This window comes from Streptomyces fuscigenes (assembly GCF_021556455.1).
In the GTDB taxonomy this organism is placed as follows: Bacteria; Actinomycetota; Actinomycetes; order Streptomycetales; family Streptomycetaceae; genus Streptomyces; species Streptomyces fuscigenes.
This window is the reverse complement of record NZ_JAKGCV010000149.1, coordinates 1-12,135: the sequence shown is the minus strand read 5'-3', so window position 1 is coordinate 12,135 and position 12,135 is coordinate 1. Positions and strand designations below refer to the sequence as shown.

Below are 12,135 nucleotides of genomic sequence, written 5' to 3'. Positions count from 1 at the left end.
CACCGCGTCCGCCTCCTCGCGGGTGGCGGCGAGCGGCTTCTCCCCGTAGACGTGCTTGCCCGCCGCGAGCGCGGCGGTCGCGACCTCCGCGTGCACGGCCGGGATCGTCAGATTGAGGACGGCGTCCACGTCGTCCCGCGCGACCAGGGCGGCGACCGAGCCGGCCACCGCGGCGCCCGGGACGCGGGCGGCGGCCGCGGCGGCGCGATCCGGGTCCAGGTCGGCGACCGCCGTCAGGACAACGTTGTCCAGGCGCTCCAGCGTGTCGAGGTAGGCCCCGCTGATCTTGCCCGCGCCGACCATGCCGATCCTCAGCGGCTCGCCCACAGCAGGCCCCTCTCGGTGAGGGTCCGCACCTCGGGCACGTCGAAGTCGTCCGGCTTGTGGCCGATGGTGGAGACGAAGACGCGTCCGGCCCGCACCGTCCTGGTCCACACGGCGGGCATGGTCACGGCGTGCGTGCGGTGCTCGTCGGGTGCGAACTCGGTGGTCGCGAGGACGTCGATGTCCCCGTCGGTGGCCATCCAGTACTTCTCGGTGTGCACGCGGAAGTCGGACAGGCCCGCGATGACGGGATGCGCGGCGCGGTCCGCCGCGAGGGTGACCGCGTGGTCCGAGAAGCCCGAGGGATGCATGAGGAACTGGCCGCCCGTCAGCAGCGTGTAGTCGACGTCGCCGCGGAAGGCGTCCACGATCCCGCCGTGCCAGCCGGCGAAGCCGGTTCCGGCGCGTACGGCCCCGACCAGGCCCTCGCACTGCTCCTTCGTGATCTCGCCCATCGTCCAGCACTGCACGACGAGGTCGGTGGCGGCGAGCCGGGCGGCGTCCTCGTAGACGGACAGGGTGTCGGAGGTCTCGACCTCGTAGCCGTTGTCGCGGAGGAAGGGCACGAACAGGTCGGTGATCACCACCGGTTCGTGTCCCTCCCAGCCGCCACGGACGACCAGGGCCCGTTTCGATTCGGTGGTCATGCGCGTTGCACGCTCCCATCGGTGTTGCGCAGCAGAGCCCAGCGGTCGTGCTGGAGCGGTTCGGGCACGGGGAACTTCGCGGCCGCCGCCTCGTCGAAGTCCACGCCGTGGCCCGGGGTCTCGTGGGGCACGAGGCCGCCCGCCGTAGCGACGACCGTACCGGGGAACACCTCGTGAACGGGGGGCCGGAAGACGGCCGCCTCCTGGACGCCGAACGCGTGCGAGCTGATGTCCATGGCGAGGGTGGCGGCCTGGGCCACCGGGCTCACGTCGGCGGGCCCGTGCGGCGCGAGCCGGACGCCGCGCAGCTCGCAGTACGCGGCGAGCTTGCGGGCCGGGGTGAGCCCGCCCAGGGTGGGCACGCGCACCCGGGCGAAGTCGATCGACGGCCCGTCGCAGCCCTCCAGCAGCGGCAGGAACTGGGCGGTGTCGTGGAAGAGTTCACCGACCGCGAGGGGCACGGCGGAGGTCTTGCGCATCGCCGCGAAGTGGCCCGCGTCCTCGGGCGCGAGCAGGTCCTCGACGAAGTACGGGCGGACGTCCTCGACGCGGCGCAGGAACTCCCGTGCCTGGCGCGGGTCGAGCCGCTCGTGCACGTCGTGCAGCAGCTCCACGTCCGGGCCGACGCGCTCGCGCACCTCCGTCAGGACCGGCGGCACGGTCCGCAGGTAGGCCGCCGAGTCCCAGGGCACGGCGCGCCTGCGCGCGGCCGCCCGGTCGAGCGCCCCGCCGCCCGCCGCGCCGTACGTGTCGGCGCCGGGGACGGCGGCCTGGACGCGCACATGGCGGTAGCCGCGCTCGACGGCGGCGGTCACCTTGTCGGCGAGTTCCGCCGCGTCCGCGCCGTCGACGTGCGTGTACGCCTCGGCGTACGCGCGCACGCGCCCGCCGAACAGCGCGTACAGCGGGGCTCCGAGCCGCTTGGCCTTGAGGTCCCACAGCGCGACGTCGACGCCGCCGAGCGCGTTGCCGGTGATCGAACCGCCTCGCCAGTAGGCGCTGTTGAGCAGGAGGCGGTGGATGTCCTCGATGTCGTCGGGATCGCGTCCCACGAGCATCGGGGCGAGGTAGTCGTCGAGGACCGAGCGCACCGCGAGCGTGCGCTGGGGGTCGCTCGCGCACCCGAGGCCGTACAGGCCCGGATCGTTGGTCTCGACGCGGACGACGAGGTGGGGGCAGCCGTGCGGGGCCGTCAGGAACGTCCGTACGGCCGTGATGCGGGTCCTGGCGCCCCGCTCCTCGACCCAGGGAGCGGGTGCGAGGACCTCCGGACCGGCGTCGGGCTGAGTCATGCGCACTCCCACGCGTACAGGTAGGGGGATGATGTGCTGCAACTCGAACGTACGGAAGGCCGTTTTGATTTGTCAATGACACTACCGAATCTCGCCGCGCGCGTCTGCCCGCCGTCCGCCTGCCGGACGACCGCCGTGCGGCGGGCGCTCAGTGGGCGCCGATCCGCTTGAGGAGGGTGCGCAGCGAGTGCGCGGCCTCGGTGACGAGCTGCGCGACCTCGCGCGCACGGGCGTCGTCCATCCGGCTCCCGGGCGCCGAGCAGCTGATCGCGTCGTCCGCACCGTGGCCGGGGCCGAGCGCGACCGCCACGCACCGGATGTCGACCGAGTTCTCCCCGTCGTCCATGGCCCAGCCGCGCAGCCTGGCCTCGGCCAGCTGCTCCAGCAGCCGCTCGGGGTCGGTGACGGTGTCCGGGGTCAGCCGCTCCAGCGGCCAGTCGAGGCGCATGCGCACCTCGGCCGCGTCGTACTGCGAGAGCATGGCCTTGCCGAGCGCCGTGGCGTGCGCGGGCAGCCGGCGGCCGACCGCGGAGTACATCCGCAGTGCGTGCCGCGACTCGCGTTTGGCCAGGTAGACGACGTCCGTGCCGTCCAGTCTGCCCAGGTGCACCGACTCGCCCGTCTCCTCGGCGAGCGCGTCGAGCACGGGTCCGGCGAGCCCCGTGACGTCGTCGCCCTCCAGGTAGGCGGTCCCGGTGAGCAGGGCCTTGAGGCCGAGGCTGTAGCGCGTGCCCGACGCGTCGAGGTCCACCCACCGGTGCGACTGCATCGTGCGCAGGATCGCGTGCAGGCTGCTCTTCGGCACGGACAGGCTCGACGCCATCTCCGCGAGGGAGAGCCGCGCCCCTTCCGTGCCGAGGAGTTCGAGCACCTGGAGGACCCGGGCGGCCGACTTGACCTCCTCGGGCCTGCGTTCCCGCGCTGCTGCTGCCACCGATTCCACGGCCCCTCCGCATCCCCGCACCGGCGCCGGTCCCGGCGCTCAGGTTCTGCCCGATTCTCCACTGCGTCTTGACGCTATATCACCACGACCATAAGTTCAGTCACTCCAACGCCATTCGGTCTTCTGAACGCCACTGCTGTTTTCCGGTGGCCGAACCTGAGGTAGGGGCGATGCGCACACCCTTTTCGCTGAATGCCCGGCTCGCGGCGGTCGCCGGGGCAACCGCGCTGACACTGACCGTCCTCTCCGCCTGCGGCGGCTCCCGCGGCGCCGGGGGAGGCTCGAAGAGCCTGGAGATGTGGACCTTCAAGCAGTCGCACGTCGCGGCGCTGCGGAACGCGGCCGAGGAGTTCAAGAAGCAGACCGGCATCACCGTCAAGGTTGACGTGTTCACGCCGGACGATGCCTTCACCACCAAGGTGCAGAGCTCCGCGAAGACGGGCGGCCTGCCCGACGTGCTGGAGACGCACTCCGACGGCGACGACCGGGTGTTCGGCGCGGCCGGCATCGTGGGCGACATCCAGGACCAGTACAAGGGCGCCTGGTTGCAGGGGATCCAGCCCGCCGTGCGCGACTCGGGCCTCGTCACCGACGTCCGCTACAAGAACGCGCTGAACCCCGAGGCCAAGGACCACGGCATCAAGAAGGGCGCACGCTACAGCGTGCCGCTGACCGTGGGCACCTTCGGGATCGTCTACGCCGACAAGCGCAAGCTCGCCGCCGCGGGCATCACGAAGCCGCCCGCCACCTGGGAGGAGTGGATGGCCGACCTGAAGGCCACCACGCGCGGGAACCCGGGCACGGGAGGGCTGTCCCTCGGCCTGCAGGTGGCCGCGACCGGCCTGACCTGGGTGCTCCAGCCGATGGCGTTCGCCGAACTCGGCAAGCAGGACTACATGAGCCTGTTCCTCAAGGACAAGTCCAAGGACTTCGGCTCGCCGAACGGCCTGAAGGTGCTCAAGAGGTACGACGAGCTGACGCCCTACTGGATGCCCGGCACCCAGACCCTCACCATCGACCAGGGCGACCAGGCCCTCGCCCAGGGCAAGTCCGCCTTCGACGTCGGAGGAACGTTCACCCTCGCCTTCCTCGAGCAGAACGGCATGAAGGCCGACGACATCATGGCCTTCCCGATGCCCGAGCCCGCCGACGCCAAGGTCAAGGACATGGGCCTCGGACCCATCGCGCTCACCAGCATGTGCGTGACCTCCACGAGCAAGCAGCCCGACAACGCGCTGAAGTGGATGCGCTTCCTGTCCGGCGCCAAGGTCGCCGCCCGCTTCGCCAAGGACTCCAGCGACCTGCCCGCCGCCCAGCTCGGCGCCGAGTCCGCGAGCGTCCTCGGCCCGACCCTCAGCGCCCTCCAGAAGAGCTTCAAGGGCACCTCGGCGACCACGTACGACCCCAACAACGGCGGCGTCGACTTCCGCGCCCCGGGATACGAGCAGGACGACGCGGGGGCCGCACTGTCCGACATGACGCCCCTGGGGCGCCAGTCCGTGCAGGGCACCGCCGACCGGCTGCGCCAGATCAACCAGGCCGCCTGGGCCAAGGCAGAGGCGGCGGACAAGTGACCACCGCGCACCGCGGGGCCGGGGCGGCGGACCCCGCGCCCCTGTCCCGAGCCCCCGGAGCCGGGCGGGTGCGGGCGGCGCCCGGCCGCGGCCCCCGGCGGCGGGGACTGCGCGAGGCGGTGACCGGCTACGCGTTCATCGCGCCCGCCGTAGTCCTCTTCTGCGTCATGGGCCTCTACACCGTCGGCTACGGCTTCACGCTGTCGTTCGCCACCTGGAACGGCTTCACCCCGCACTGGGAATGGGTCGGCCTCGACAACTACGCCGACCTGCTGTGGCGCGACCCCGTCTACGCGCCCCGCGTGCACCACGCCGCGCTCAACACCTTCTGGGTGATGGTCTTCGCGCCCCTGCTCACCGTCGCGGTGTCGTTCCCGCTGGCCGTCCTGCTGAACCGGGCCAGCCGCCTCCAGGGACTGCTGCGGTCCGTCTACTTCGTGCCGTACGTGACGAGCGGAGTGGCGATCGCGTTCGCCTGGCAGTACATCCTCCAGCCGGACGGCGCTGTCAACTTCCTGCTCAAGACGGTGGGCCTGGGCTCGCTCAGCGAGCCGCAGGGCTGGCTCGGCGACCCCGCCACCGCCCTCCCCACCATGATCGTCGTGACCGTCTGGGGCGCCGTCCCGGTCTCCATGCTGCTGTACCTGACCGGCTTGCAGGGCATCGACCGCAGCCTCCTGGAGGCGGCGCAGCTGGACGGCGCCGGCTGGTGGCGCACCAACAGCGCCGTCGTGTGGCCGCTGGTCCGGCCGATCACCGCGGTCATCGTGCTGCTGGGCCTGCGCGAGTCGCTGCAGGGCTTCCAGTCGTTCCTCGTGATGACCAACGGCGGGCCCGGCGACCACACCAACGTGCTCGGCCTGGAGGCCTACCGGCTCGCGTTCCTGAAGGACCTCGCGCCCACCCTGGGCCTGTCCAGCGCGCTCGGCTGGCTGCTGTTCGCCGCCGCCCTGATCCTCGCCCTGATCAACCTCCGAGCACTCCGGAGCCGCACATGACCACGCTCACGCACGGCAACGCGTCCCCGAAGGCCGGCGGCTTCCGCGGCACCGGCCGGGCCCGCGGCGGCGCGATCGCCGCCCGGACCGTGGTGGGTGTGCTGCTGACGCTCTACGGGCTCGTCAGCGTCTACCCGTTCCTGTGGATGATCTCCGCGGCCTTCAAGGACAACGTGGAGGTCACCCGGGGCGGCCACCTCATCCCCCAGCACCCGACGCTCGACACGCTCGTCGACACCTGGAACAAGCTGCACTTCTTCGACTTCTTCCTCAACAGCGTGCTGGTGACGCTCTACACCGTCGTGCTCACCGTGGTGATCTACGCGGCCGCCGGGTACGCCTTCGCCGTGCTGCGCTTCCCGCTGCGGGGCTTCTTCCAGAAGCTGTTCGTGTCGCTGCTCTTCGTGCCCGGCATCACCGTGATGCTGCCCATCGTGATGCTGGAGAACAAGATGGGCATCCTCGGGACCCATCTCGGCCTCCTGCTGCCGTTCGTCAACGGCGGGGCCCCGCTGTCCATCCTCCTGATGACGGGCGCCTTCCGGGCGGTTCCGCAGGAGCTGCGGGACTCGGCGCGGGTGGACGGCGCGGGCGAGCTGCGGATCTTCACCCGGGTCCATCTCCCTCTCGCGCGGCCCGCGTTGGTCACCGTTGCGCTGCTGACCGCGATCCCCACCTGGAACGAGTTCCTGCTGACGCGCGTCTCGCTGTCGGACAAGTCCACCTTCACCCTGCCGCTCGGACTGCAGACACTGTCGTCGGAGAATGTGCCGCACTACAACAACCTGATGGCGGGTGCGCTGATCGTGGTGATTCCGGTGATCGTCCTCTTCCTGTGCCTCCAGCGGTACTTCGTGAACGGACTGGTCGGGGCGGTGAAGGGCTGATGCGGGTGCTGGTCACCGGTGCCGCGGGCCACATCGGCCGGTACGTGCTCGACGAACTCCTGGCCGCCGGGCACGACGTGGTCGCCACCGACCGCGTCCCCCTGGAGGACGACCGCCTCGAGCGTGTGCACACCGGGGACCTCCAGGACGCGAAGCTCGTCACCGAGGCGATGGAGGGCGCGCAGGCGGTCGTGCACCTGGGTGCGATCCCGCACCCCAACCTGCCCGACGGGAGCGCCCTGTTCGCCGCCAACTGCCTGACCGCGCACCGGGTGCTGGACGAGGCGGGACGCACCGGCGTGCGCCGGGTCGTCGCCGCGTCGAGCCTCTCGGCGCTGGGCCTGGCATGGGCGCCCACCCCGCAGTCGCCGCGCTACGTGCCCGTCGACGAGGAGCACCCGCTCGTCGTCCAGGACCCCTACGGCCTGTCGAAGGCCGTCCTGGAGGACATCGCCCGGGCCACCCACCGCCGCCACGGCACCGACATCGTCTGCCTGCGCTTCCCGTTCGTCGGAGCCGGCGAGCGCCTGGAGCGGCACCTCGCCGCCGTCGCGGACGATCCCGGCGGGCGCAACCCCGGCGAGCTGTGGGGCTGGCTCGACACCAGGGACGCGGCCGAGGCCGTGCGCCGGGCCCTGACCGCGGACGTGCACGGTTGCCACGTCGTCAACGTCGCCGCGACGGACACCGCCTCGCCGGTGCCGACCGCGGAGCTGATGGCACGCCACCACCCCGGCGTGCCCGTGTTCGCCGAACTGCCCGGTCACACGGGACTGTTCGACGTAAGCACCTGCGCCGCGCTGCTCGGCTTCGTGCCCTCGCGCCGGTGGCGCGCACCGTAGGACCGCGTACCGCTCCACCCCACGTACGGCGCGGCCGGTGCGTGCCGCCCGGGCCACGCCACGGCACCACCCGTTCCGCCGGCTCCGCCCGTTGGAGCCGTTCCGCCCGTTCCACCCGTTCCACCTGCTCCACCTGCTCCAGCCGGCTCCGCGCCGGCGCGCGGGCGGCGTGCACCGCAGTGCTGCTTCACCCCACTGAAGTCACCACACCCGAAGGAGACACACCATGTCCCCGACCCACTCCCGCGGCCCGAGCGCCGGCCGCAGAGCCTTCCTCGCCGGCTCGGCGGCCGTCGCCGCGTCCGCCGCGCTCGGCTCCCCGGCCGGCGCCGCCGTCCCCGCGGCTCCCCGCACGGCCCCGGCGCCCGCCGCCGCGGCGGCCACCCTCAGCACGAACGTCCACATCTTCTACTACCCGTGGTACGGCTCGCCGAAGGTCTTCGGCTCCTACCGGCACTGGCCGCAGGGCAACCTCACCCCGCCGAACGGCATATCGTCCAACTTCTACCCGACCCTCGGCGCGTACGACTCCGGAGACGGCTCGGCCGTCTCCCAGCACATGCGGTGGCTGCGCCAGGCCGGGACCGGCGTCCTCGTCACCAGCTGGTGGGGCCAGGGCAGTTACGAGGACCAGCGGGTCCCGCTCCTGCTCGACCAGGCGAACGCGCAGGGTCTCAAGGTCGCCTTCCACATCGAGCCGTACACCGGTCGGAGCGCGGACTCGGTCGTCGCCGACGTCCGGTACCTGGTGAGCAGGTACGGCAGCCACCCGGCGTACTTCCGGGACGCCGCGCACGGCAACCGCAACGCCTTCTACGTCTTCGAGAGCCTGCGCATCACCGACTGGTCGCCCATCGAGGCCGTCAAGAGCCAGGCCGTCGTCCTGACCCAGACCACCGACACCTCCAAGGCCGCGCACTTCGGCGGGATGTACACCTACGACGGCATCGCCGCGTCGACCCTGCCGGACTGGAGCGGCGTCGACCGGTACTGCCGCGCCAACGGACTCGTGTGGTCGCCGTCGTTCGGGCCCGGCTACATCGACGACCGCGCCGTGCCGGGCAACACCACGCCCACCGTCGAGCGCGCGAACGGCAGCACGTACGACGCGGTGTGGCAGCACGCGATCACCAGCGGGGACGGCGGCGCCGCGCCCGCATGGGTGAGCATCACCTCGTTCAACGAATGGCACGAGGGCAGCCAGATCGAACCCGCGACCGCGACCCCGCCGACCAGCCCCGTCACGTACCAGACCTACGACGGGGCGTACGGCAGGAGCGGCTCCGACGCGTCCGCCGCCTACCTCGACCGCACCCAGTACTGGGTGCAGCGGTACGTGGCCCGCCGCGGGGCGTAGCGGCCTGCGGCGGCCGCCCGGCGGGGCGTCCGCGTTACGCTCGGACGTCCCGCCGTACCCGCCTCAGGAAGGACCCCTCCGCATGGACGCTCAGCCCGGCCGGCTCATCTACCGCGAGGCCACCCCGGCCGACGTGGACGCCCTCGTCGCCCTGGTCGAATCGGCCTACCGCGGCGAGAGCAGCCGCGGCGGCTGGACGACGGAGGCGGACATCCTCGACGGGCAGCGCACCGACCCCGAGGGCGTGCTCCAGGTGGTCGAGGCGCCGGACAGCCGCCTGATCGTCGTCGAGCGCGACGGCGCGATCGTCGCCTGCTGCCAGCTGGAGGACCGGGGCGAGGCCGCCGCCTACTTCGGCATGTTCGCCGTGCGCCCCGGTGCCCAGGGCGAGGGCCTCGGCCGCCGCGTCATCGCCGAGGTGGAGCGGATCGCGCGGGACGAACTCGGCGCCCGCGAGATGCAGATGACGGTCATCTCCGTAAGGGAGGAGCTGATCGCCTGGTACGAGCGGCGCGGCTACCGGCGCACGGGCGTGATGACACCGTTCCCGTACGGCGACGAGCGCTTCGGTGTGCCCCGCCGCGACGACCTCCGCTTCGAACTCCTCGTCAAGCCGCTCACGGGCGGGGCGACGGACGGGGCGCCGGACGCGCTCGGCGCGCCGGAGCGGGAAGCGGGGGCTCCCCAGAGCGCCTGAGCGGGCCGCCCCGGGCGCGCCGGGCTCCGCGCCCGGGGAACTGCGGCCCCCGGGGGCGGCCCGGCGTCCGTCAGGCGCCCGCGCGGGTCGCCTCGCGGATCTCGGGGCGGTCCGTGGTGACCCCGTCCAGCCGGAACGCCCGCGCCAGCCGCAGGTGCTCCTCCGTGTTGACGACCCAGCCGAGCACGCCGATGCCCTCGGCGCGCGTCCGCTCCACGACCTCCAGCGTCATGCGGCGGAGGTTGAGCGCCAGCGAGTGCGCGCCGACGGCCTTCGCCCGGTCGACCACGTCCCCGCCCCAGCGGCTCGCGATCAGCACCGTGCGTACTCCGGGCACCAGCCGAGCGATCTCGGCGACCGCCTCGTCGTGGAAGGACGACACCTCCACCCGTTCCACCAGCGACCGCTCGTGGATGACGGCGGCCAGCGCGCGCGCCGCGGCCGCGTCCTTGATCTCCGCCTGCAGCGGCGCGGACACGGCGTCCAGCACCTCCTCGAAGACGGGGACACGCTCGCCGTCCCCCGCGTCCAGGCCCTTCAGCTCGGCCAGGGTCAGTTCGGCGATCGACCCGCTGCCGTCCGTCGTGCGGTCGACGGCCGTGTCGTGCATGACGACCAGCGCCCCGTCCTTGCTCAGGTGCAGGTCCAGCTCGATCGCGTCCATCCCCGCCCGCTCGGCGTGCCGGAACGACCGCAGGGTGTTCTCGGGCTCGACGCCCATCACGCCCCGGTGGCCAATGGTGCGGATCGTCAAGGCTCTCTCGCTTCCGTCGACGGCGGCCGCGCCCGGCTCGGCCCCGGGCCGCGTGCTCGGCAGCCTAACGGGCATACGCCGTACGGAGGGGTCGCGCCGCCCGCGTGGCTCCGGATGTAAGCCCTTCCCCCCTATCAGGCAACAAAATCCACGGCGGGGAGGGGGGTGCGGCAGCACGATTTACGAGTCCGGCCTTGTGGCGGAGAACCGATCACTTATACGCTGTCTTTACGCAGGTTCTTCGGTGGAGGAGATGTCATGACGGAAATTCTTGTGCAGGGCAGCGACCCCACAGCCACATCCGGCGCGCCGAGGGTGGTCGACCACCCGGCGTGGCCCGCCCTCAAGGACGCCGTCGAGGAGATCAGGCCCTGGCAGTCGAAGGACGGTTCCGTCGACTTCGACGCCGAGGGCGCCCCCACCCGCGAGAGCGCCGAGGCCGCGCTGGAGCGCGTCGTGGCCGCCGTCGAGCAGCTCTCCCCGCTGCTGCCGCACGACGCCGCCTACCACCGGGCGCTCGTCGGTGACCTGCGCAAGTGGTCGGACGGCGCCTTCGGCGTGCCGGACTTCCTCGACTCGCTGCTGGCCTTCCAGCCCGCGGCGCACCGGGCCGACGGCCTGCAGCACCTCGCCGTCTTCCCGATGTACACGCAGAACGGCAACCCCGACCGCAACCTCGAGGCCGTCGTCCTGCGCATGGTCTGGCCCGACTGGCTGGCCGAGCTCGAGCGCACCCGCTACGACAACCCGCTGTTCTGCGGCATCACCTTCGAGGGCTTCACCTCGGGGTACGACACGAACTCCGCGGTCTTCTTCCCGGAGACCATCGCCGTGCGCGAGGTGCCGGATCGTTTCAGCTGGGGCGGCATCTTCTGCGACCGCGAGGCGGCCCGCTTCCGCCGGGTGTCCACCGCGGCCGTCGACCTGCTCGGCATCGAACTGCCCGAGGACGTCCGGGACATGCTCGGCGACCAGGAGCGCTGCATGCAGGCGTTCGTGCTGTGGGACATGATCCACGACCGCACGCACAGCCACGGCGACCTGCCGTTCGACCCGTTCATGATCAAGCAGCGCCAGCCGTTCTGGATGTACGGTCTCGAGGAGCTGCGCTGCGACCTCAACGCGTTCCGCGAGGCCGTCGCCCTGGAGGCCGAGGGCCTCCCGCAGGGCCGCGACGTGCAGATCGCCGTGCTCTTCGACCGCCTCTTCCGCTTCCCGGTCACGGGCTCGCGCGTCAAGAACTACGACGGCCTCGGCGGCCAGCTCCTCTTCGCCTACCTGCACAAGCACGACGTCGTGCGGTGGACCGACAACACCCTGCGCATCGACTGGGACCGCGCCCCCGAGGTCACCAAGATGCTCTGCACCGAGATCGAGGACCTGTACCGCTCGGGCATCGACCGGCCCAAGCTGGTCCACTGGTTCGCGGCGTACGACCTGGTCTCCACGTACCTCGCCCCGCACCCCGGCTCGCGCTGGAACAAGGGCCCCGACGCCCTCGACCTCACCCAGCCGCCGCGCAAGCTCGTCGACGACGTGCTGCCCGACGAGTTCCCGCTCAGCATGTTCTACGAGGCCCTCGCCAAGAAGCTGAAGAACGTCGTGGCGTCCACCCGGGGCATCACGGCGCGCACACCGGAGCAGCCGGAGGCCGGCGCGGGCGTCCGCGCCGCCGCGTGAGCGGGACCGGCCGCGGCGGCCGGGCCGGCCACACCTGCCACCCCCGGAACGCCTGCCACTGCCGAACCGCCCAGCGCCCGCGAACCGCAACCGCTCCGGCCCCGTGCCGACCCCCTGCCCGATCCGGGGCCCGTCACCGA

Annotated in this window: 12 protein-coding genes; 7 read left to right on the top strand and 5 right to left on the bottom strand. The window is 72.1% G+C overall.

All coding sequences use genetic code 11. The features are described 5' to 3' along the window. From L1885_RS14485 to L1885_RS29195, 4 genes are all read right to left on the bottom strand, one after another. Positions 1-327, bottom strand: a 327-nt coding sequence (locus L1885_RS14485; RefSeq protein ID WP_235797506.1) for a Gfo/Idh/MocA family oxidoreductase, incomplete at its 3' end; no start/stop codon positions are given. After that, positions 312-971 (bottom strand): ThuA domain-containing protein, encoded by a 660-nt coding sequence (locus L1885_RS14480; protein WP_235797505.1) that lies wholly within the window; start codon positions 969-971, stop codon positions 312-314. The genes L1885_RS14485 and L1885_RS14480, both read right to left, overlap by 16 nt. Further along, positions 968-2,263 carry an enolase C-terminal domain-like protein gene (locus L1885_RS14475; RefSeq protein ID WP_235797504.1) on the bottom strand — a complete coding sequence of 432 codons (1,296 nt, stop codon included), beginning with the start codon at positions 2,261-2,263 and terminating at the stop codon, positions 968-970. Before L1885_RS14475 ends, L1885_RS14480 begins: the two co-directional genes overlap by 4 nt. Positions 2,264-2,411: 148 nt before the next feature. Then, positions 2,412-3,197 carry an IclR family transcriptional regulator gene (locus tag L1885_RS29195; RefSeq protein ID WP_235797503.1) on the bottom strand — a complete coding sequence of 262 codons (786 nt, stop codon included), beginning with the start codon at positions 3,195-3,197 and terminating at the stop codon, positions 2,412-2,414. A 179-nt stretch (positions 3,198-3,376) separates the two neighbouring features. On the opposite strand from L1885_RS29195, the gene L1885_RS14465 reads away from it, so the two are divergent. From L1885_RS14465 to L1885_RS14440, 6 genes are all read left to right on the top strand, one after another. Further along, entirely contained in the window at positions 3,377-4,780 is a 1,404-nt protein-coding gene (locus L1885_RS14465) for an ABC transporter substrate-binding protein (RefSeq protein ID WP_235797502.1), read from the top strand. Next, entirely contained in the window at positions 4,777-5,778 is a 1,002-nt protein-coding gene (locus tag L1885_RS14460; protein WP_235797501.1) for a carbohydrate ABC transporter permease, read from the top strand. Before L1885_RS14465 ends, L1885_RS14460 begins: the two co-directional genes overlap by 4 nt. Then, the gene (locus tag L1885_RS14455) at positions 5,775-6,665 is read left to right on the top strand and encodes a carbohydrate ABC transporter permease (RefSeq protein ID WP_235797500.1); all 891 of its coding nucleotides are present in this window, start codon (positions 5,775-5,777) and stop codon (positions 6,663-6,665) included. Before L1885_RS14460 ends, L1885_RS14455 begins: the two co-directional genes overlap by 4 nt. Further along, complete coding sequence (locus tag L1885_RS14450; protein ID WP_235797499.1) at positions 6,665-7,507, top strand: NAD-dependent epimerase/dehydratase family protein; 843 nt, start codon at positions 6,665-6,667, stop codon at positions 7,505-7,507. The genes L1885_RS14455 and L1885_RS14450 overlap by 1 nt, the downstream gene beginning before the upstream one ends. Before the next feature lie 226 nt (positions 7,508-7,733). Further along, positions 7,734-8,864: a glycoside hydrolase family 99 protein gene (locus tag L1885_RS14445; protein WP_235797498.1), complete on the top strand. Its 1,131-nt coding sequence runs from the start codon at positions 7,734-7,736 to the stop codon at positions 8,862-8,864. Between the two features lie 82 nt (positions 8,865-8,946). Continuing rightward, on the top strand, positions 8,947-9,561 hold the full coding sequence (locus L1885_RS14440) for a GNAT family N-acetyltransferase (RefSeq protein WP_235797497.1): 615 nt from the start codon (positions 8,947-8,949) through the stop codon (positions 9,559-9,561). Positions 9,562-9,631: 70 nt separating this feature from the next. Here the strand turns inward: L1885_RS14440 and L1885_RS14435 are convergent, their stop codons facing one another. Further along, positions 9,632-10,282 (bottom strand): glycerophosphodiester phosphodiesterase, encoded by a 651-nt coding sequence (locus tag L1885_RS14435; protein ID WP_235797507.1) that lies wholly within the window; start codon positions 10,280-10,282, stop codon positions 9,632-9,634. 291 nt (positions 10,283-10,573) lie between these two features. Here L1885_RS14435 and L1885_RS14430 point away from each other — a divergent pair, with 291 nt between their 5' ends. Then, on the top strand, positions 10,574-11,995 hold the full coding sequence (locus L1885_RS14430) for a DUF6421 family protein (RefSeq protein WP_235797496.1): 1,422 nt from the start codon (positions 10,574-10,576) through the stop codon (positions 11,993-11,995). Positions 11,996-12,135 lie beyond the last annotated feature (140 nt).

Excerpts from the sequence above, each read along its gene's own strand:
- L1885_RS14465 (WP_235797502.1), top strand. The coding sequence starts at position 3,377 with ATGCGCACACCCTTTTCGCTGAATGCCCGGCTCGCGGCGGTCGCCGGG.
- L1885_RS14445 (WP_235797498.1), top strand. The coding sequence starts at position 7,734 with ATGTCCCCGACCCACTCCCGCGGCCCGAGCGCCGGCCGCAGAGCCTTC.
- L1885_RS14440 (WP_235797497.1), top strand. The coding sequence starts at position 8,947 with ATGGACGCTCAGCCCGGCCGGCTCATCTACCGCGAGGCCACCCCGGCC.
- L1885_RS14475 (WP_235797504.1), bottom strand. The coding sequence starts at position 2,263 with ATGACTCAGCCCGACGCCGGTCCGGAGGTCCTCGCACCCGCTCCCTGG.
- L1885_RS14480 (WP_235797505.1), bottom strand. The coding sequence starts at position 971 with ATGACCACCGAATCGAAACGGGCCCTGGTCGTCCGTGGCGGCTGGGAG.
- L1885_RS14435 (WP_235797507.1), bottom strand. The coding sequence starts at position 10,282 with ATGGGCGTCGAGCCCGAGAACACCCTGCGGTCGTTCCGGCACGCCGAG.
- L1885_RS14430 (WP_235797496.1), top strand. The coding sequence starts at position 10,574 with ATGACGGAAATTCTTGTGCAGGGCAGCGACCCCACAGCCACATCCGGC.
- L1885_RS14455 (WP_235797500.1), top strand. The coding sequence starts at position 5,775 with ATGACCACGCTCACGCACGGCAACGCGTCCCCGAAGGCCGGCGGCTTC.
- L1885_RS14450 (WP_235797499.1), top strand. The coding sequence starts at position 6,665 with ATGCGGGTGCTGGTCACCGGTGCCGCGGGCCACATCGGCCGGTACGTG.